The following is a 19,374-nucleotide window of genomic DNA, read 5'->3' as shown; positions in this document are numbered from 1 at the left end:
CCCTGTTGTGCGTCCACGGGCGCCACGAAGAAGGAAATCCACAGCCCCACGGTAGCCAACACAGCGGCCAAGGCCGCAAACCAGGGCCACATGCGCCCGGCCAGGTAATAGAAGTTCTGCGGCGAGGCAAACTTGAACCAGTGAATTGTTTGAGTGTTCATTCCAGGGAAATCCTCAAGGCAGTCTTGGTGGCCAAAGGCGTAAAAAAGGCCGACAGCACCAGCATGGCAGCCAGCAATGACAGGTGGCCGCCAAAACCCAGGCCGGCGGCATCGGCTTCCACGGCGCCGGCGCCAAATATCAACACCGGAATATACAGTGGCAGGATTAACAAGGACAGCAATACCCCTGCACCACGTACGCCCAAGGTCAGGGCGGCGCCAATGCTGCCGATCAGGCTCAGGGTCGGCGTGCCCAGCAACAGGGTCAGCATCAAAATGCCCAGTGAGCGTGGCTCCAGCCCGAACTGCAAGCCCAGCACCGGCGCCATCAGCACCAGCGGCAGGCCCGACAACAAAAAGTGCGACAGCGCCTTGGCTACCACCAGCAGGCCCAGCGGCGTGCTGGAGAGCGCCATCTGCTCCAGCGAGCCATCGGCGTAATCGGTGGCAAACAGACGTTGCAAAGACAGCATGGCCGCCAGCAGGGCGCTGACCCACAGCACGCCCGGCGCCATGCGCAGCAAGAGCGCCGATTCCGGCCCGACGCCCAGCGGGAACAAGCTGGCGATGACGACAAAAAACACCAGGGGCGTGAGCACTTCGCCCTTTTGCCGCATCGCCACCGCCACCTCGCGGCGCAGCACCGCCAGCATGACGCTCGTCATTCCCAGCTTCTTCATGCGCGCAGCTCCAGCAGTTGCGCCGGCACCGCTCCGATGTCCACCAATTGATGACTGGTCAGAACCGCCAGCCCGCCCTTGCCCAGATGCGCCGCGATCAAATCGGCCAGCATGCGCACGCCGGCTTCGTCCATCGCCACAAACGGCTCGTCCAGCACCCACAGCCTGGCCTGGCTCAAGGCCAGTCGGGACAACGCGACGCGACGTTTTTGCCCTTGCGACAAGTGCCTGACCAATTGGCCGCCGCGGCCACGCACGCCAAAGTGCGCCAACACCTGCTGCCTTTGCGCCGCTTCGGTGGCGTTGCCGGCCAAAGCGGCGGTAAAAATCAGGTTCTCATCGACCGTCATGGATTCCTGCAAGGCGTTCAGATGACCCAGGTAGCACAGGTCTTCGCGGTAGACCTCGCGCTGCGCGTGGATCGACGTGCCGTTCCAGAGGATTTGGCCGGACTCTATCTGTGCCAGACCACAAACCATGCGCAGCAGGCTGGTCTTGCCGACGCCGTTGGCACCGGTCACATAGAGCCAGCGCCCGGCTTCCAGAACACAATCGATGCCCTGAAAAAGTTGGCGACCCCCCCGACTGCATGCAAGCTTGGAAAATGAAAGAGTTGGCGCAGTTTTCAATTCTGGTCAGGGGTAGAGGGGAAGGCCAATTTTACGGCAAGGGTACGTCCGATTATTGACCTTCATCAAAACTTTACGCCCGCTAATTCTCTGCTTGACACTCGGGAATTGGGGGGTCAGTCGTAATAACTTGTCACAAAATTTTCAAATGTGCCCTGATCCTTGGCCTCCAACTGTTGCTGTTCCAGCAGCGAAGTTTGCACGCTGGTCACGAATTTGGCGTTGCTGACTTCGTCCAGCGGTTGCGCCAGCAATTCGTTCAGGTGTTGTTGCGACAGTTGCAGGGCGTAGCTGAAAAAGCCGCCCTGTTCGCGGGCTCCCGCCAGCACCTGGGCCGAGGGCGTGCTGTCAGGCTGGTCAATGCGGCCGCGCAAACCTTGCAGCGTGCTGCTGTAGCGCTTGCCACCGTAGGCCGCGTCCAGCATTTCGGCAAACGGCTGCATGTCGTCGAACAACTCGTGCGCCAGCGGGCGAAACGGCTGCTCGCGGTTGTGCGCCAGCAGTTGCAGGCCGGGCTGGCGGCCACGATTCACGACGCGGCGCCGGTTCTCATCGTTCTCGCTTTGCTCGCGGCTGGTAATGGGCGGGCTGTCGCGGAACAAGCACATCAACAGCAGCACATCGGCAAATGTGCTTTGCTCGGGGGCAATGCCGATGTCGATGAACGGGTTGAGGTCGAACAAGCGCATCTCCACATACTCGACACCGTAGCGCTGTAGCGCCTTGGCCGGGCGCTCGCCCAGTTTGCCAATGCGCTTGGGGCGCATGCCGGCATAGAACTCGTTTTCAATCTGCAGCAGGTTGGCGTTGAGCTGCTTCCAGTGCGGGCCGTCGCGCACGCCGAGTTCTGCATAGAACGGGTCGGGCGTGCGGATCGCCGCTTCCAGGGCCTGCGTGTACTCGGTCAGTGAGTTGACGCCGACCCGCAGATTGGCCTGCGCCCGGTTCTGGTACCCCAGATCGCTCATGCGCAGGCTGGTGGCATAAGGGCCGTACAAGGTGCCGGGAACCAGTTCCAGCAAGTCTGATTTGCGGCCCTGCAGGAACGACTGGCAGATGGCCGGAGAGGCGCCAAACAGGTAGGGAATCAACCAGCCATAGCGCTGAAAATTGCGGATCAAGCCGAAATAGCGTTCGCTGACAAATTCATGGTCGGGCTGCGATGCCGAGCAACAATCTTTCAGTGCCGCCCAGAAATCCTCCGGCAAAGACCAGTTGTAATGCGCGCCGGCAATCGTCTGCATCTGGCGCCCGTAGCGCAGCCCCAGGCCCTCGCGGTACACGTACTTGAAACGGGCCGCGTTGGAACTGCCATAGTCGGCGATGGGGATGTCTTTGTCTTGACCCACCACACAGGGCATGGAGCCCGCCCACATGTACTCGCCATGCAGATGCTGGGCGCTGAAACGATGGATGTCACGCAGAAATGCCAGGGGAAATTCCGGATCCTGCGAGGGTGGGGTGATGAATTCCAGCAGCGCTTCGGAGTAGTCGGTCGTGATCCAGGGGTGGGTCAGCTTGGAGCCCAGCTCCACCGGGTGGGGGGTGGCGGCCAGCTTGCCGGCGCTATCGACGCGCAGGCATTCGCGCTCGTAGCCACGGGTAATGCCGCGCAAGATCTGCGCTTGCCCGCTCCTGGAAAATTGCTGGACCGCATCACAGCAGGTGAACTTCAACATGGACTCTTGCTTCCTGAATAAAACCGCAGGCAGTATGGCAGCTTTTGGGGGTCCTCGCCGGCACGCCGGCACAGAACTGGTTTCGCAGTTAACCTCTTCAGGTTCGCGACCAACCATGTGCTTTGGTCGCCCGTGCCAAGTCCTGTTTTTTGCGAGGTTTTCATGCCGTCTTTTGATTTTGACCTGTTTGTTATCGGTGCCGGCAGTGGTGGTGTGCGCGCTGCCCGCATGGCCGCACAGCGTGGAGTGCGCGTGGGTCTGGCCGAGGTGGGTGGCACCGGCGGGTTGGGCGGCACCTGCGTCAATGTGGGCTGCATCCCCAAGAAGCTGTACAGCTATGCCGCCCACTTTGCCGAAAGCTTTGAAGAGTCGCACGGGTTTGGCTGGGAAGGCGACGCGCCCAAGCTGAACTGGGCCACACTCAAAGCCAACCGCGCCAGGGAGATCACGCGGCTCAACGGCGTGTACCTGCAGTTGCTCTCCGGTACGGGTGTGCAGGTGCTCAACGGCTATGCGCGGCTGCTGGATGCCCACACGGTGGAGGTGGATGTGTCGGCCGACGGGCGCATCGACCAACAGCGTTTTACCGCCAAACACATCCTCATCGCGACCGGTGGCAAACCCCACGTTCCGCATATGACCGGCCGCGAGCATGTGCTCACATCCAACGACATGTTCGACCTCGATCCCTTCCCGGCGCGGCTGCTGGTGGTGGGCGGTGGCTACATCGCGTGCGAGTTTGCGTCCATCTTCAATGGGCTGGGCTCCCGGGTGACGCAGTTGTACCGGGGTGAGCAGGTGCTGCGCGGGTTTGATGACGAGGTGCGCCACTTTGTCGCCGCAGAGATGCGCAAGACCGGTGTCGATTTGCGCCTGAACGCGGGCGTGCTGGCCATTCATCGCACGCCGCAGGGCCTGGAAGTGAATCTGGAAGGTGGCGGCGCGGTGACGGTGGATGCTGTGCTGTATGCCACGGGTCGTGTCCCCAACGTGCAGGGTCTGGGGCTGGACACGGTCGGCGTCTGCCAGGGTGCGGAGGGCGCCGTGGTGGTAAACGATGCCTACCAGACCAATGTGCCATCCATCTACGCGCTGGGCGACGTGACCGCGCGGGTGCAGCTGACGCCGGTGGCGCTGGGGGAGGCCATGGTGCTGGTCGACCATCTGTTCGGCCCGGTGGCAGGCAAGGCCGCGCGCAACATGAGCTACGAGTTCATCCCGACGGCGGTGTTCACGCACCCCAACATCGGGACGGTCGGCTACTCAGAGGCGGACGCGCGCAAGCGCTTCGGCCGGGTGACCGTCTACCGCAGCGAGTTCCGGGCACTCAAGCACACGCTCAGCGGCAGCACGGAGCGCACCTTGATGAAGTTGCTGGTGGAAGACGCGACCGACCGCGTGGTGGGCCTGCACATGGTCGGGCCGGATGCCGGCGAGATCGTCCAGGGCTTTGCCGTGGCCATGAAAGCCGGGGCGACTAAAGCGATTTTTGACAGCACCATCGGCATTCATCCCACGGCGGCAGAGGAATTTGTGACGATGCGCGAGCCGGTTGCTACGTCGGCCAAGTCGTGATCCCTTTGGCGTCGCCCGCAGGCATGGAACAATAGCGTCATGCCTTACCTTCCTGCCTTCATCGCCCCCTCGCGTTTCACCGACCCGGCCGCCGCGCTGGCCAAGGCCCGTGAAATTTATGACACCAACATCGCCCATCTGCGCGAGGCCATGCAACGCTTTGTGGCCGGTGACACCTTGCCCGGCCATGTGCGCGCCTGTTATCCGTTTGTGCGCGTGCAGACCGACACCGTGGCGCGTTTGAACTCGGCCGAGAGCGCCCACCTGAGCTACGGCTTTGTGGCCGGGCCCGGCCGCTTTGAGACCACGCTCACGCGCCCTGATCTGTACGCCGACTACTACCTGGAACAATTCACCCTGCTGCTGCAAAACCACCAGGTTGAGCTTGAGGTGGGCACCAGCTCGCAGCCGATTCCGGTGCACTTTTCGTTTGCCGAGCACGATCATATTGAAGGCAATCTGAGTGCCGAGCGTCGCCAGTTGATGCGTGATGTATTCGACTTGCCGGACCTGGCCGCCATGGACGACGGCATCGCCAACGGCACCCATGAGTCGCGCCCGGGCGAGCCGCAGCCGCTGTCACTGTTCACTGCGCCGCGGGTGGACTATTCGCTGCAGCGCCTGCGCCACTACACCGGTACCGGGCCTGAGCATTTTCAGAACTTCCTGCTGTTCACCAACTACCAGTTTTACATTGATGAATTCGTGCGCCTGGGGCACGAGGCGATGGCCAACCCGGACAGTGAGTACATCGCGTTTGTCGAGCCCGGCAACGTGGTGACGCGCCGCGTGGGCATGCCATCGGTGGCGGGTGACGAGCTGGGCAAGATGCCGCCACGCCTGCCGCAAATGCCCGGCTACCACCTGGTGCGCGCCGACCGCAGCGGCATCACCATGGTCAACATCGGCGTCGGCCCGGCCAATGCCAAAACCATCACCGACCACATTGCCGTGCTGCGCCCGCATGCCTGGATCATGCTGGGCCACTGCGCCGGCCTGCGCAACACGCAGCAGCTGGGCGACTACGTGCTGGCGCATGGCTACGTGCGCGAAGACCATGTGCTGGACGAAGAGCTGCCGCTGTGGGTGCCGATTCCGGCGCTGGCCGAAATCCAGGTGGCGCTGGAAGGGGCGGTAAGGGAGGTGACGCAGCTCAAGGGCGCCGAGCTCAAACGCATGTTTCGCACCGGCACCGTCGCCAGTACCGACAACCGCAACTGGGAGCTCTTGCCCGACAACGGCCCGCAGCGCCGCTTCAGCCAGAGCCGCGCGGTGGCGCTGGACATGGAAAGCGCCACCATCGCCGCCAACGGCTTTCGCTTTCGCGTGCCCTATGGCACGCTCTTATGCGTGAGCGACAAGCCGCTGCATGGCGAGATTAAATTGCCTGGCATGGCGAATCACTTTTACCGCGAACGGGTGGACCAGCACTTGCGCATCGGCATTCGCGCCATTGAGTTGCTGCGTGCCGAAGGCGTGGACCAGTTGCACAGCCGCAAGCTGCGCAGCTTTGCGGAAGTGGCGTTTCAGTAAAAATGACAGCACATTAGAAAGAAGTCGCGACTTCCTGACGTGAGTCAAACCCGCTGCGCGAGCTGTTCAAAACCCTCAAGTGGCAACGGTCGGCTGAAGAAATAGCCTTGATAGGCATGGCAGCCTGCATCGGACAGGAAGTCTCGTTGCGCTGCCGTTTCCACGCCTTCGGCAATGACGCCCAAACCAAGGCTCTGGCCTAGCGCAATGACAGTTTTGGCAATGGCGGCGTCGTTGGGATCACTGAGCACGTCGCGCACAAAAGACTGGTCAATCTTGAGCTGGTCCAGCGGCAGGCGCTTCAGATAAGACAGCGAGGAGAATCCGGTGCCGAAGTCGTCCAGCGAAAAGCCCACACCCTTGGCCTTGAGCGCAAACATCTTCTCGATAACGTCTTCTACATTCGCTACCAGCAGGCTCTCGGTTAGCTCCAGCTTGAGTCGCCGGGGATCGGCGCCAGTGCTCTTGAGTACGTCCAGCACCTGCGCCACGAAGTCGGCTTGTCGGAACTGGTGGGCGCTGACATTCACCGCCACCGTGAGGTGCGCCATCTCGGGTCGGGTGGCCCATAGGGCCAGTTGGGTGCAGGCGGTTTGCTGTACCCAGTGGCCCAGGGGCAAGATCAACCCGGTTTCCTCGGCCGCAGGAATGAATTCGGCCGGCGACACCATGCCGCGTTGCGGATGCTGCCAGCGCAGCAGGACTTCGGCACCCGTCACCCGGCCATCGCCCACAACCTGCGCCTGGTAGTGCAGCACGAACTGTTTCTTCTCAATGGCCTGGCGCAGATCGTGCTCCAGCGCCGCCCGCACCATCACGGTGGCCTCCATCGCCGGATCAAAGAAACGAACCGCATTGCGACCCGCGGCCTTGGCCTTGTACATCGCGAGGTCGGCCTGTTTCATCAATTCATCGATCGCAACCTGCTGACCTTTGAACAAGGTCACACCGATACTCGGTGTGCTGTGGTGCGCGACATGGCCGAGTTGGTAGATTTCATTGAGCGTCGCGAGGATCTTGTCAGCGACCTTTTCGGTGCTGGCGGCGGCCTCATTGTTGAGCCTGCTCAAACGCGTCAGCATCAGCACGAATTCATCCCCACCCAGGCGTGCCACACTATCGCCCTCCCGAACACATGAGGCCAGACGTTGCGCTACCTGCTTCAATAGCAGGTCCCCCATGTCATGACCGAGTGTGTCGTTGAGCGTTTTGAAATTGTCAAGATCGATGAATAGCAGCGCACCATAACTGCCGTCACGCGAACTGGCAGCCATGGTTTGCTGTAAACGATCCAGCAGCAGTGTGCGATTGGGCAGGCCGGTCAGCTGGTCAAAGTAGGCCAGTTCGTTGATCCTTTCCTCCGCCTTCTTGCGTTCGGTGATGTCTGTCGTTACCGCGACAAGATACTTGGGTTCACCCGACGCAGCGCGAACAAGGGACGTGCGCAAATGGACCCAGACGGATTTTCCACCTTTCCTGAGATAGCGTTTCTCTCTTTCCAGGTTTTCAATCTCTCCCATGATTAATGCGCTAGTTCCTGCAACTTCGGAGCTGACATCTTCAGGGTGTGTGATGTCTTCATAGGTCAGTCCGAGCATTTCATTCTCGCTGTACCCCGTGATTTCACACAGCTTGTGGTTAACCTGCAGCCAGCGACCGTTCAGATCGAGCCGTGACACGCCGATCGACGCTTTCTCGAAAGTGGTGCGGTAGAGTTCCTCGCTATCACGTTTTCTTTCCAGGGACTTTTCCATGCCGTGGAGAAGCATCGCGATGGCCATTGTGATGATCGAGTTGACAAAGGTGAAGTTCATCGTGATGACGAGCCACTTCAACAGAGGTCGACCTTCAAACCCAATGATGTGGAGATTGGCATCGACCATATAGCCGACGCCTGGCAGCGTCGCGGCATTCAAGGCGAGGGCCAACAAAGCCGGCCTCAGCCCGAGCAGCAGCGCTGCCATCACGGGAAATGCCATCAGATAGATCAGACTGGGCACGCCTAGCGTCAACAGAAGCGCGAGGCCCAGCAGGTACAGGAGGCCACAAAGACTCCAGGCCCGGATGAGGAAGGATAGGGAGCGTTTGCGCCAGATGGTAACGATCGTAGCGAGAGCAAGGACATCGATCAAAGCAACAGACCAGAGTCTCTCGCTCAACGCAACAAGAACGCTGGGTACAGCGACGAGACAGCCCAGCACCACCAAGACCAATAGGACTGTGGATAGGACGTGTTCGCGCCAATTCTGGATGTTTTCGAGATCAGCCTGGGCCGCGAAGAGTGTGCGACGAAAGGATTGAAACACCGTTATTTTGATGACCTCTTCAAGAATTGCTGAAATTACTGGTTTGACTTGACCCCAAGGATAAGGCTGTCGATACCACTATAGCCGGCCTACCGCAGTGGCCCAAGTGCACCGGCCGAGCGCGTTGCGCGTCCATCGCATCCGTCCGCTCCTGGCGGGCATTCGACACCGGCCATCGGTAACCACTGCAAACCAGTAGGCCCGCTCCCAGTCATTGGTCACCGCTGCCAGCACGCAATCAATGACAAGCGTCTGCCAAGGAGGCCGTTACGCCATTTCCTCAGTGACTGGCACCACCATGGTGATTTATAGGGAAAACGCCGCTAGCCCCTGTCCCTTGTGCACAAGTAGCTACATAATCAATAGCAAATCTTCAGGCAACGCGGGGCTTGACCTTGGACGCTGCCAGCTTGGCGTTGGTGCGCGCCACCTCCACATCCGCAGCAAACGCCAGCGCCACGCCCATGCGGCGCTTCATGAAACTCTCGGGCTTGCCGAACAGGCGCAGGTCGGTGTTGGGCACGCGCAGCGCTTCGTCCACACCGTCAAACACGATGCCCTGCGCCTCCACGCCACCGTAGATCACGGCGCTGGCGCCCGGGCTGCGCAGCGCAGTGTTGACCGGCAGGCCCAGGATGGCGCGGGCGTGCAGTTCGAACTCGCTCTGGACCTGGGTGGTGAGCGTCACCAGGCCGGTGTCGTGCGGGCGCGGTGACACTTCGCTGAACCAGACCTGCTCGCCCTTGACGAACAGTTCCACGCCATACAAACCCTGGCCGCCCAGGTTGTCGGTCACGGTTTTCGCAATCTGACGTGAGCGCTCCAAAGCGGCCGCGGGCATGGGGTGCGGCTGCCAGCTCTCCACATAGTCGCCGCTGACCTGGATGTGGCCGATCGGCTCACAAAAATGAGTTTCGACCTGACCGTCGGCGCCCAGTGCGCGCACGGTCAATTGGGTGATTTCGTAGTCGAAGTCGATGAAGCCTTCGACGATGACGCGGCCGGCGCCGACACGGCCGCCGGCCATGGCGTAGTCCCAGGCCTTTTGCACATCTGACGGGCCGTCAATCTTGCTTTGACCTTTGCCGGAGGAACTCATCACCGGCTTGATCACGCAGGGGTAGCCAATGCCCTGGCCCGCCACACCGTCGATGGCGGCCTGCAGCTCGGCCAGCGAGTCGCAGAATTTGTAAGGACTGGTCGGCAGGCCCAGCGTCTCGGCCGCCAGACGGCGGATGCCTTCGCGGTCCATCGTCAGGCGTGCGGCGCGGGCGGTGGGAATCACGCGCACCACACCGGCGGCTTCCAGTTGCTCCAGCATGGGCGTGGCAATCGCCTCAATCTCGGGCACCACCAGGTGCGGCCGCTCGGCCTCGATCAGGGCCTTGAGCTGCGCCGGGTCGCTCATGGTGATGGTGCGTGAGTGGTGCGCCACCTGTTGTCCCGGTGCGTTGTCGTAGCGATCCACCGCGATGGTTTCGACGCCCAGGCGCTGCAGGGCAATGAGAACTTCCTTGCCCAGTTCGCCGGAGCCCAGCAGCATCACTTTGGTTGCCCGGGGGGAGAGAGGAGTGCCGAGTGTGGTCATGTCATAAACGCATTGCTGCGTCCGAAAAATGGATGAGAAAGTCGGGGATGCATTGCCCCTGGGCTACGGCCTGGGTCACAATCAAACCATGGAAACGTCAATTTTATCTGTGCAGGGTTTGCGCAAGCAGTACGGCGACAGCACGGTGGTCGATGATGTCTCGTTCGTCATTCAGCCAGGTGAGTGTCTGGGAGTGATTGGTCCCAACGGTGCCGGCAAAACCACCACCATCCGCATGTGCCTGGGGCTCAGTATGCCGGACGCGGGGAGTATCACCGCCTTCGGCCTGCAGATGCCGCATGACGCGCTGGCGATCAAGGCCCAGCTTGGTGTGGTGAGCCAGATGGACACGCTGGACCCCGATTTCAGCTGCGCCGAAAACCTGCTGGTGTATGGCCGCTATTTCGGCATGAAAGACGCGCAGATACGGGCCCGCATTCCGGAGCTGCTGGAGTTTGCTTCACTGACGCACAAGGCGAATGCCAAGCCGGGCGAGCTGTCGGGCGGCATGAAGCGCCGCCTCAGCCTGGCGCGCGCGCTGGTGAATGACCCCCGGCTCCTGCTGCTGGACGAGCCCACCACCGGGCTGGACCCGCAGGCGCGCCACCTGATGTGGGAGCGCCTGCAATTGCTGTTGCAGCAGGGCAAGTCGATCCTGCTGACCACCCACTTCATGGACGAGGCGGAGCGACTGTGCTCGCGCTTGCTGGTACTGGACCACGGCAGAAAGATTGCCGAAGGCAGGCCGCGTGACCTGATTGCACAGCATCTGGAGCCCGACGTCGTGGAGGTCTATGGCAACGGCGCCCAGACGCTGCTGGACGCGCCACTCAAGACACTGGCGGCCCGCGTGGAGGTGAGCGGCGAGACGGTGTTTTTCTACACGCAGGATGCCAAGCCTTTGCTCCAGGCCCTGACCGCCTACCCGCAACTGCGCACGCTGCACCGCCCGGCCAATCTGGAGGACCTGTTCCTCAAACTCACCGGCCGGCAAATCAGGGAGGATGCGTGACATGCAGACCCGCACATTAAACGCCCCTGCGCAAAGCGTGTGGCGCGCGCCGCAGTTGTCCATGCGCTTTTGGCCCGTGTTCCTGCGCAACCTCCTGGTCTGGCGCAAGCTGGCCATTCCCAGCCTGGTGGGCAATATTGCCGAGCCGCTGATGTGGCTGGTGGCCTTCGGTTACGGCATGGGCGCGCTGGTTGGCACGGTGACGGTGGGCGGTACCCAGGTGCCCTACATCCTGTTCCTGGCCAGCGGCTCGATCTGCATGAGCGCCATGCAGGCCGCCTCCTTTGAGGCCTTGTACTCCGCGTTCTCGCGCATGCACGTGCAAAAGACCTGGGATGGCATCATGAACGCACCGGTGACGCTGGACGACGTGGTGCTGGCCGAGATGCTGTGGGCCGCGTTCAAGTCGCTGTTCACCGTGACGGCCATCCTGGGGGTGATGCTGGCGCTGGGCATCAGCTATTCCCCCAAGCTGCTGGTCGCCTGGCCCGTGTTACTGGGCGTGGGCATCACCTTCAGCTGCATCGCGCTGATCTTCAACGCGCTGGCCAGGGGCTATGATTTTTTCACCTACTATTTCACGTTGTTTCTCACGCCCATGATGTTCCTGAGCGGCATTTTTTTTCCGCTGGAGCAATTGCCTGAAGTGGTGCGCACCATATCGCAATGGCTGCCGCTGACCAATGCCGTTGAACTGGTGCGCCCGCTGTTCATGGACCAGTGGCCGCTGCATCCAGTGCGTCATGCGCTGGTGCTAGCGGCCTATGCGGCGGGTGGCTTCTGGATTGCGCTGGCACTGACACGGCGGCGGTTTCGGGGGTGACCGACGAAGCACCTCAGCAACCCAGCCTGCAAACGGGGACAGGTGCATGGACGGGCATTTCGAGGCGTGGCAGATAAAATACAGCCATTACTGGCAAATCGATCCTTATGACAGAAATTACATCCCCGATGCGTTCGAATGATCAAGCGCTACAGCTTGAAGTGGCTCAGTTGATTGTTGAGGCTTTGAACCTGGATATCAAAGCGAGTGAAATTGCACCGGATGCGCCCTTGTATGGCGATGGACTGGGACTGGATTCCATCGACATACTGGAAATCTCGTTGGTTATTTCCAAGCAATACGGCTTGCAGCTGCGTGCTGACGATCAGGACAACCAAAGCTTTTTCAGCTCACTCTGCAGTCTGACCGCCTACATCGCCAGCCAGAGAACGCGCTGATGTCGCAAGCCGTCCGCGTGGCACGCTGGTTGGGTATTGGCTTGCTGCTGCTTGGGTATCCTGTTTTGGCGCATTACACCCTGATGAATGTGGAGAACGGAAAACTTGGCGCGGTCGTGGCAGTTGCCCCGGTGTTTGTCATCGGCCTGATATACGCGTGGAAATCGTCACCCCAGTGGGTCGGGCTCTCCCTATTCGTGTTGGCTGGCGGGGCAGGGGCCGCCAGCTGGACTTTGCTTGAACATCACTTTGGCGTGCTGTACTGGATGCTAGACGCCGGTATGCAGTGCGTTCTGTTCATGACATTTGGCAGAACGCTGTTTGGCGAACGCAAACCGCTGTGTACACACTTTGCTGAAGTGGCACATGGGGTCATCACGCCGCAGCACGCGCAATACGCACGTCAGGTTACCTGGGCCTGGGCGGTCTTCTTCGGGCTGATGGCGACAGTTTCCACCTTGCTGTTTTTCCTCGCGCCGCTAACCGTCTGGTCAGTGTTTGCCAATTTCCTGACTTTGCCACTCATTGCGCTCATGTTCATTGTGGAGTTTGGGGTGCGCAGGAGGGTGTTGCCAGCGGGAGGCAGCAGTCGTATTCTCGACTCGCTCCGGGTCTGGAAAGACCAGCGCAAGCCAGGTCATAGAACGCAGCCTGCAGAGTGACAAACATGAGTCGCTTGCCGCTTTTGGGCCACACGGACCCGGATCAGATCGTTGCCTGGCATCTGGGGCGGGCGATCACCGTCGCCCGCTTTTTGTCGGAGGTTGATGACCTGGCCAGTCAGCTCCCACCCGGGCAGCACTTGCTCAATATGTGCGCTGACCGCTATCGATTTACCGTGGGGCTGGTCGCCGCCCTGATGAGTGGCAAGGTGAGCTTGCTGCCCTCCACACACACACCGGAAACGATACGGCAAATGCAGGCGTTTGCGCCCGATGTGTTTTGCCTGCATGACGCGCTGAACTGCAACATTGCCCTGCCGCAGTTTCGCTATCCAGAAGTACCTGCGGCGCCTGGCGGCGACCATGCTGTTCCTATGATTGACAGCGAGCAGCTGGTGGCCGTGGTCTTCACCTCGGGCTCGACCGGCACGCCCGTACCGCATCAAAAATATTGGGGCTCTCTGGTGCAAAGCGTTCTTGCCGAAGCCGAGCGTCTTGGTCTGACGGCGACGGCCCGCGCCCATTCGGTCGTCGGCACGGTGCCGCCACAACACATGTACGGCTTCGAATCGACGGTTTTGCTCCCCCTGCTCAGTGGCCATGCCTTGAGTGGTGCCCAGCCTTTCTATCCGGCCGATATCGTGGCGGCGCTGGATGAGGTACCTGTGCCGCGGATTCTGGTCTCCACGCCAGTCCACCTGCGCATGTTACTCGACGCGGAACTCAAGGCGCCTGAAGTTGCGCTGATCCTGTCGGCGACGGCGCCGCTGTCACTGCCGTTGGCCCATGCGGTCGAAGCCTATTTTGATGCGCAGTTGCAGGAAATTTACGGTTGCACTGAAACTGGCATGATCGCCACCCGTCGATCGACGCAAACGCCAGCGTGGCGTTTGTTCGCCGGGGTGAAACTCAGTCGCGATGGCGAAGTCGTTACGGCATCGGGTGCTCATGTGAGCCAGCCCATCGTGCTGAATGACGTGATTGAGCTGACCCAGGATGACGAATTCTTGCTGCATGGCCGTACTGCGGAGATGATCAACATCGCCGGCAAGCGCAGCTCCCTTGCCTACCTGAACCATGTGCTGAATACCATTGACGGCGTTATCGACGGCGCTTTCTACATGCCGAACGAAACATCGCCCGATCACGTCATGCGGCTGGCAGCATGCGTTGTAGCACCGGCGTTGAGCGCCCAGCACATATTGAAGGCCTTGCGTGCGCATCTGGACCCGGTGTTTTTGCCGCGCCCCCTGCTATTGGTTGCGGCCTTGCCGCGCAACAGCACGGGCAAGCTGCCGCACGATGCGCTAAAAAACCTGATTCAGGCCCAGCTTGAAGGGCGGCCATGATCACCCACACTGCCTTACCTATTGACCCCGAGCACCCGGCTTTTGCAGGGCATTTCCCGGGGGCGCCGATTGTGCCCGGCGTGGTATTGCTGGACGAGGCCTTGCATGCGATTGCCTGTGCCACAGGCGTATCCCTGGCCGCTTGCGAATTGCGCGCGGTCAAATTCCTGAGCCCCCTGGGACCCGGTGTGGCTGTCGTGCTGGCGACCGAGGTTCTAGCCAATGGCGCCATCCGCTTCGAGATTCTGGCGGATCAACGCAAGATCGCCACTGGCAGCGTGCTGATTGGCAGGGCCGCATGAGCTCGCCATCGTCAAACCCCCATGCATCCGCCTGGATGCGTACGCCCGAGCGCAGCAATATGGCCATGCTGCGCGTCATGACCTGGATATCACTGCGCCTGGGTCGCCCGGCCGGGCGGGTGGTATTGCATTTCATCGCGGCGTATTTTCTGTTGTTTGCGCCCGCCAGCCGACGCGCCTCCAAAGCGTATTTACGCCGCGCGCTGGGCCGCCCGGTCACCTGGGCGGACCTGTACCGGCATTTTTTCAGTTTTGCAGCCACCATTCACGACCGCATCTACCTGATCAACCAGCGCTTTGATTTGTTTGATATTGAGATTCAGGGGCAGGCCGCGCTGCATGATGCACGCGCCGGCGACGATGGCTTGTTTTTGATTGGCGCCCACATGGGCAGCTTTGAAGTCATTCGCGCCCTGGGACGGCAGATACCCGGCCTGCACGTCAGCATGGTCATGCATGAGGACAATGCCATGAAAATCAATGCCATGCTCGCGGCCATCAATCCACAGGCGTCGACAGACATCATCGGTCTGGGGCGCATCGATTCCATGCTCCGGGTGCGCGACAAGCTCAATCAAGGCGCGATGGTCGGCATGTTGGCAGACCGCTCGATCGGCGACGATGCGCTGTTGCCGACCCCCTTGCTCGGCGGCGTGGCCTACCTGCCCACCGGCTCGTTCCGGATGGCGGCCTTGCTGCGACGTCGCGTGGTGTTCATGGTGGGCCTCTATTTGGGCGGCAACCGTTACCAGATCAACTTCGAACCGCTGGCAGATTTTTCCCAAACCCCGGCCGGCCAGCGCGGCGCTGAAGTGGAAGCCGCCGTCCAGCGCTACGCCGCCCTGCTCGATCAATATGCTCGGCAGGCGCCCTATAACTGGTTCAATTTCTTTGATTTCTGGCAGGCCCCTGCTGCCGTTTCGGACACACAACCCAAATGATTCCCATGCGTTGGCCTAGCCACCCCTATTTGCTGTTGTTCGCGTGGCTGCTCGCGGCTGCGTTTGCAGCGCCCAGCCATGCGGCCGATTGGGACATTGACCAACTGATGCACAGCCTGGCGCAAACCCGCTCCGCTCAGGCCCGCTTCGTGGAGAAGAAATCGATCGCCATCCTCGATCAACCGGTGGAGTCCTCGGGTGAGCTGCTTTACACCGCGCCCGATCGACTTGAAAAGCGCACCATCAAACCCAAGCCCGAAACCATGGTGGTCAATGGTGACAATCTGCAGATTGAACGCGGTCGGCAAAAAATTCAACTGCAGCTGCAAACCTATCCCGAACTGGCCGCTTTCATCGACAGCATTCGCGGCACGCTGGCCGGCGATCGCAAGGCGCTGGAGCGCAGCTACCAGCTCAGCCTGGAAGGCTCGACACAAAGCTGGACGCTGAAATTGGTGCCGGTCGGCAGCAATATGAAACAAGTCGTTTCCCTTATCCGCATTACTGGGGTGCGCGATGAAATTCGCAGCATCCATGTCACGCAGGTCGATGGTGACAGCTCTCTCATGCTGATTGAAAAAGTGGCCCCGCTATGAGGACGGCTCTTGGCCGTCATGGCCGTCTGGCCATCCTGGCATGGCTCGCATTTGTCCTGGTGTGTGGCGTCATCATCAGCCGCAGCCAGTTCACCAATGACTTGTCGGCCTTCCTGCCGCGCAGCCCGACACCGGAGCAGCAACTGTTGCTGGACCAAATACGCGACGGTCTGGCCTCGCGGCTGATCCTGGTGAGCGTAGAAGGCGCCGATGCACCCGCCCGCGCCAGCCTGTCCAAACAGCTCGCCCAGAACCTGCGCCTGAATCCGGCATTTGTAAGCGTCAACAATGGTGAGGCCGTAAGTGCCGAGCGTGACCGCGCTTACCTTTTCAATAACCGCTATTTGCTGAGTCCGGCGGTGACCCCGGAGCGTTTCAGCGCTGACGGACTCCATGCGGCGTTGAGCGAGAGCGTTGATCTGCTCGCGTCGCCGGCCGGCCTCATGGTGAAGTCCATGCTGCCGCGCGATCCGACCGGAGAAATGATGCAGTTGCTCGGCCAGCTCCAGGGCAAGAGACAACCCGCGATGTTCGAGGGGGCGTGGACTTCACCCGACGGGACGCGTGCACTGCTCCTGATCCAAACCCGTGCCTCCGGCGCCGATACAGACGCCCAGCACACGAGCATCACGACAATTCAACAGGCCTTCGAGGCCGTCGCTGGGGCCAGCCCGGGCATCAGGCTCAACATGACCGGGCCCGGGGTCTTTTCCGTGAAAGCGCGTGACACCATCAAGGCGCAGGTTTCGTGGCTGTCCCTCATCAGCATCGTTTTGATAGCGACACTGCTGCTGTTGGTGTACCGGTCGCTGCTGGCGCTGGTGCTGGGTTTCTTACCCGTCATCAGTGGGGCGCTGGCGGGCATCGCGGCCGTGAGCCTGGGCTTTGGTGCCGTGCACGGCATCACACTGGGGTTCGGCACCGCACTGATTGGCGAGGCAGTGGATTACTCCATCTACCTGTTTGTGCAATCGGAACAGAATGCCAGTGATCGCCAGCAGTGGATCAAGAAATTTTGGCCCACCATTCGCTTGGGCGTATTGACCTCCATTGTCGGTTTTGCCTCCTTGCTGTGGTCAGGTTTTCCCGGGCTGGCCCAGCTGGGCTTGTATGCCATTGTGGGTTTGATCACCGCTGCCGGCGTGACGCGCTATGTGTTGCCGCACCTGCTGCCAGCCAATTTCCGCATTCGCGATGTATCGGCCGTGGGGCACACGCTGTCGCGGCTGGTGCAGCGCGCTGGCGCCCTGCGCTGGCCCGCACTCATGGTGCTGACGCTGGCGCTGGTGGTCCTCGTCCAGCACCGCAATGACTTGTGGAGCAGCAACATCTCTTCGCTAAGTCCGATTTCGCAAGCCGATGTGCAGCTCGATACCCGCTTGCGCTCGGACACCGGCGCGCCCGATGTGCGTTATCTGGTGGTCGTATCGGGCGCCAGCCGTGAAGACGTGTTGCAGGCCAGCGAGAAGGTCTCCGCCGTGCTGCAAACCCAGATCGACCAAGGCAATCTGGCCGGCTTTGAAAGTCCCAGCCGCTATTTGCCCAGTCTCGCGACGCAAGGTTTGCGGCAGGCCAGTCTCCCCGCCAGCACCGTACTGCAAGCCAATCTGGCGCAAGCGGTACAGGGCCTGCCCGTCAAATCAAGCCTGTTTTCAGGTTTTCTGGCGGATGTTGAGACTGCACGCCAACAACCGCTGCTGCAAGCGGCCGATCTTGAAAAAACGTCCATGGCAATGGCCGTTGACGCGCTTCTGGTTCAGCGAGACGGCCACTGGAGTGCGCTGTTGCCGCTGACGGCGCTGGCGGACAAAGAGCTCAACGCCGAAAGCATCCGGGCGGCACTGGCTACCGCCAAGCTGCCCAAAGTGTTGTTCATGGATATGAAGGCGGAGTCGGATCGCCTGTATTCCGGCTATTTGAACGAGGCGATTGTGTTGTCCCTGGCGGGGCTGGTGGTCATCGTTGCTTTGTTGCTCGTTGTTTTTCGCTCAGGCACGCGTGTGGCACGTGTCATTGCCCCCCTGCTGGCCGCGGTCATCACGGTCACCGCCGGCTTGGCACTGTCGGGCCAGCAGTTGATGATTTTGCATCTGATTGGCTTGCTGCTGGTGGCGGCCGTCGGCTCCAATTACGCATTGTTTTTTGATCAAACCGATGCTGATTCAAAGATCACCCCCAGTACGCTGGCGTCCATGTTGTTTGCCAATCTCACGACTGTCGCCGGTTTTGGCCTGCTGGCATTTTCCAATGTGTCCATTTTGCAGGCGATGGGTATCACGGTGGCACCGGGTGTGATCCTGGCGCTGCTCTACGCAGCAATTTTTGCCCGCCATTCCCGTGTCTGAAATACGTTGGCGCCCCACCTTGCTGATACGCGCCACGCTGTTGCTGCATGGTGCGGCCGTGGCGCTTGTGGCGGTCTCGCCCGTGCATTGGCGTTGGGTCCTCGCGGCACTGGTTGCCAACCACTTCGTTCTCATGCTGGTGGGGCTGTGGCCGCGCAGCCACTGGATGGGTGCCAACTGGACAGAGCTGCCCGCCGCAGCTGCGGCGCGCCGTGAAATTGCGTTGACGATTGACGACGGCCCCGATCCGGTTGTGACGCCACAGGTCCTTGAGGTGCTCGCGCGCTATGGTGTTCAGGCGACTTTTTTTGTCATTGGTGCGCGCGCTGAGCGCTATCCCGAGCTGTGCCGCGACATCGTGGCACGTGGTCACGCGATTGAAAACCACAGTCAACGTCATCGCCACAATTTCGCGCTGATGGGATTGAACGGCATCACCCAGGAACTGCAGGCGGCGCAAGCCACCTTGACCGCGATCACCGGGCAACGCCCCTTGTTCTTTCGAGCCCCGGCCGGTTTTCGCAATCCCTTTCTTGACCCCGTCCTGAGTCGCCTGGGATTGCAGCTGGTCAGTTGGTCCGTACGCGGCTTCGACACGCGCGTGAACAATGCGCAGCAAGTGACACGCAAGCTATTGGCGGGGCTGCGCCCAGGTGCCATCGTGCTCTTGCATGATGGCAATGCCGCCCGCACGCCTGCGGGCCAGCCGGTCATACTGGAGGTGTTGCCGGCACTGTTTGACGCCGCCGCGGCGCGCCAGTTGCGGTTTGTTACGCTGCGGCAGGTGTAATTTGC

At 61.0% G+C, this 19,374-nt stretch carries 14 protein-coding genes and 3 pseudogenes; 11 read left to right on the top strand and 6 right to left on the bottom strand.

Going from position 1 to position 19,374, the window contains the following annotated elements; all coding sequences use genetic code 11:
• Window positions 1–157 precede the first annotated feature (157 nt).
• The 3 genes from ccmB to gshA all read right to left on the bottom strand — a co-directional run bounded on the left by ccmB (window position 158) and on the right by gshA (window position 3,149).
• Window positions 158–841, bottom strand: a complete 684-nt coding sequence (ccmB, locus tag Q7T10_RS05205; protein ID WP_304746670.1) for a heme exporter protein CcmB — start codon at window positions 839–841, stop codon at window positions 158–160.
• Entirely contained in the window at window positions 838–1,470 is a 633-nt protein-coding gene (ccmA, locus tag Q7T10_RS05200; protein WP_304746668.1) for a cytochrome c biogenesis heme-transporting ATPase CcmA, read from the bottom strand. Before ccmA ends, ccmB begins: the two co-directional genes overlap by 4 nt.
• 116 nt (window positions 1,471–1,586) lie before the next feature.
• A complete protein-coding gene (gshA, locus tag Q7T10_RS05195) occupies window positions 1,587–3,149 on the bottom strand; it encodes a glutamate--cysteine ligase (protein ID WP_304746666.1) in 1,563 nt (520 codons plus the stop codon).
• A 162-nt stretch (window positions 3,150–3,311) separates the two neighbouring features.
• On the opposite strand from gshA, the gene gorA reads away from it, so the two are divergent.
• Window positions 3,312–4,724, top strand: coding sequence for a glutathione-disulfide reductase (gene gorA / locus Q7T10_RS05190; RefSeq protein WP_304746664.1), 1,413 nt, complete (start codon window positions 3,312–3,314; stop codon window positions 4,722–4,724).
• Window positions 4,725–4,763: 39 nt separating this feature from the next.
• Window positions 4,764–6,257: an AMP nucleosidase gene (locus Q7T10_RS05185; RefSeq protein WP_304746662.1), complete on the top strand. Its 1,494-nt coding sequence runs from the start codon at window positions 4,764–4,766 to the stop codon at window positions 6,255–6,257.
• Between the two features lie 44 nt (window positions 6,258–6,301).
• Here Q7T10_RS05185 and Q7T10_RS05180 read toward each other — a convergent pair.
• The 3 genes and pseudogenes from Q7T10_RS05180 to purT form a co-directional block, all read right to left on the bottom strand.
• A pseudogene (locus Q7T10_RS05180) lies at window positions 6,302–7,996 on the bottom strand (putative bifunctional diguanylate cyclase/phosphodiesterase); the annotation flags it as partial.
• 27 nt (window positions 7,997–8,023) lie between these two features.
• Window positions 8,024–8,563: pseudogene (locus Q7T10_RS20790) on the bottom strand (diguanylate cyclase); the annotation flags it as partial.
• A gap of 373 nt (window positions 8,564–8,936) precedes the next feature.
• Window positions 8,937–10,151 carry a formate-dependent phosphoribosylglycinamide formyltransferase gene (gene purT / locus Q7T10_RS05175; RefSeq protein WP_304746660.1) on the bottom strand — a complete coding sequence of 405 codons (1,215 nt, stop codon included), beginning with the start codon at window positions 10,149–10,151 and terminating at the stop codon, window positions 8,937–8,939.
• 88 nt (window positions 10,152–10,239) lie between these two features.
• Between purT and Q7T10_RS05170 the strand changes: the two genes are divergently transcribed.
• The 9 genes and pseudogenes from Q7T10_RS05170 to Q7T10_RS05130 all read left to right on the top strand — a co-directional run bounded on the left by Q7T10_RS05170 (window position 10,240) and on the right by Q7T10_RS05130 (window position 19,369).
• Window positions 10,240–11,163, top strand: coding sequence for an ATP-binding cassette domain-containing protein (locus Q7T10_RS05170; RefSeq protein WP_304746674.1), 924 nt, complete (start codon window positions 10,240–10,242; stop codon window positions 11,161–11,163).
• 1 nt (window position 11,164) lies between these two features.
• Window positions 11,165–11,986 (top strand): ABC transporter permease, encoded by an 822-nt coding sequence (locus tag Q7T10_RS05165; RefSeq protein ID WP_304746658.1) that lies wholly within the window; start codon window positions 11,165–11,167, stop codon window positions 11,984–11,986.
• 107 nt (window positions 11,987–12,093) lie between these two features.
• Window positions 12,094–12,384 (top strand): phosphopantetheine-binding protein, encoded by a 291-nt coding sequence (locus Q7T10_RS05160; protein ID WP_304746656.1) that lies wholly within the window; start codon window positions 12,094–12,096, stop codon window positions 12,382–12,384.
• Window positions 12,384–13,046: a hypothetical protein gene (locus tag Q7T10_RS05155; RefSeq protein ID WP_304746654.1), complete on the top strand. Its 663-nt coding sequence runs from the start codon at window positions 12,384–12,386 to the stop codon at window positions 13,044–13,046. Before Q7T10_RS05160 ends, Q7T10_RS05155 begins: the two co-directional genes overlap by 1 nt.
• A 5-nt stretch (window positions 13,047–13,051) precedes the next feature.
• Window positions 13,052–14,697: pseudogene (locus Q7T10_RS05150) on the top strand (AMP-binding protein).
• Entirely contained in the window at window positions 14,694–15,638 is a 945-nt protein-coding gene (locus tag Q7T10_RS05145) for an acyl-CoA synthetase (RefSeq protein ID WP_304746652.1), read from the top strand. Before Q7T10_RS05150 ends, Q7T10_RS05145 begins: the two are co-directional and overlap by 4 nt.
• A 5-nt stretch (window positions 15,639–15,643) precedes the next feature.
• On the top strand, window positions 15,644–16,234 hold the full coding sequence (locus tag Q7T10_RS05140) for a LolA-related protein (RefSeq protein WP_304746650.1): 591 nt from the start codon (window positions 15,644–15,646) through the stop codon (window positions 16,232–16,234).
• The gene (locus Q7T10_RS05135) at window positions 16,231–18,579 is read left to right on the top strand and encodes an MMPL family transporter (protein WP_304746648.1); all 2,349 of its coding nucleotides are present in this window, start codon (window positions 16,231–16,233) and stop codon (window positions 18,577–18,579) included. The genes Q7T10_RS05140 and Q7T10_RS05135 overlap by 4 nt, the downstream gene beginning before the upstream one ends.
• Window positions 18,572–19,369: a polysaccharide deacetylase family protein gene (locus tag Q7T10_RS05130; RefSeq protein WP_304746646.1), complete on the top strand. Its 798-nt coding sequence runs from the start codon at window positions 18,572–18,574 to the stop codon at window positions 19,367–19,369. Before Q7T10_RS05135 ends, Q7T10_RS05130 begins: the two co-directional genes overlap by 8 nt.
• Window positions 19,370–19,374: the final 5 nt, after the last annotated feature.

This window comes from Rhodoferax sp. (genome assembly GCF_030646845.1).
Lineage (GTDB): Bacteria > Pseudomonadota > Gammaproteobacteria > Burkholderiales > Burkholderiaceae_C > Rhodoferax.
This window is presented reverse-complemented; position numbering and strand designations above follow the sequence as displayed.

What these genes read in the sequence shown, in the direction of transcription:
- ccmB (WP_304746670.1), bottom strand. Translation starts at nt 841, where the DNA reads ATGAAGAAGCTGGGAATGACGAGCGTCATGCTGGCGGTGCTGCGCCGC.
- gshA (WP_304746666.1), bottom strand. Translation starts at nt 3,149, where the DNA reads ATGTTGAAGTTCACCTGCTGTGATGCGGTCCAGCAATTTTCCAGGAGC.
- gorA (WP_304746664.1), top strand. Translation starts at nt 3,312, where the DNA reads ATGCCGTCTTTTGATTTTGACCTGTTTGTTATCGGTGCCGGCAGTGGT.
- Q7T10_RS05185 (WP_304746662.1), top strand. Translation starts at nt 4,764, where the DNA reads ATGCCTTACCTTCCTGCCTTCATCGCCCCCTCGCGTTTCACCGACCCG.
- purT (WP_304746660.1), bottom strand. Translation starts at nt 10,151, where the DNA reads ATGACCACACTCGGCACTCCTCTCTCCCCCCGGGCAACCAAAGTGATG.
- Q7T10_RS05170 (WP_304746674.1), top strand. Translation starts at nt 10,240, where the DNA reads ATGGAAACGTCAATTTTATCTGTGCAGGGTTTGCGCAAGCAGTACGGC.
- Q7T10_RS05165 (WP_304746658.1), top strand. Translation starts at nt 11,165, where the DNA reads ATGCAGACCCGCACATTAAACGCCCCTGCGCAAAGCGTGTGGCGCGCG.
- Q7T10_RS05160 (WP_304746656.1), top strand. Translation starts at nt 12,094, where the DNA reads ATGACAGAAATTACATCCCCGATGCGTTCGAATGATCAAGCGCTACAG.
- Q7T10_RS05155 (WP_304746654.1), top strand. Translation starts at nt 12,384, where the DNA reads ATGTCGCAAGCCGTCCGCGTGGCACGCTGGTTGGGTATTGGCTTGCTG.
- Q7T10_RS05145 (WP_304746652.1), top strand. Translation starts at nt 14,694, where the DNA reads ATGAGCTCGCCATCGTCAAACCCCCATGCATCCGCCTGGATGCGTACG.
- Q7T10_RS05140 (WP_304746650.1), top strand. Translation starts at nt 15,644, where the DNA reads ATGCGTTGGCCTAGCCACCCCTATTTGCTGTTGTTCGCGTGGCTGCTC.
- Q7T10_RS05135 (WP_304746648.1), top strand. Translation starts at nt 16,231, where the DNA reads ATGAGGACGGCTCTTGGCCGTCATGGCCGTCTGGCCATCCTGGCATGG.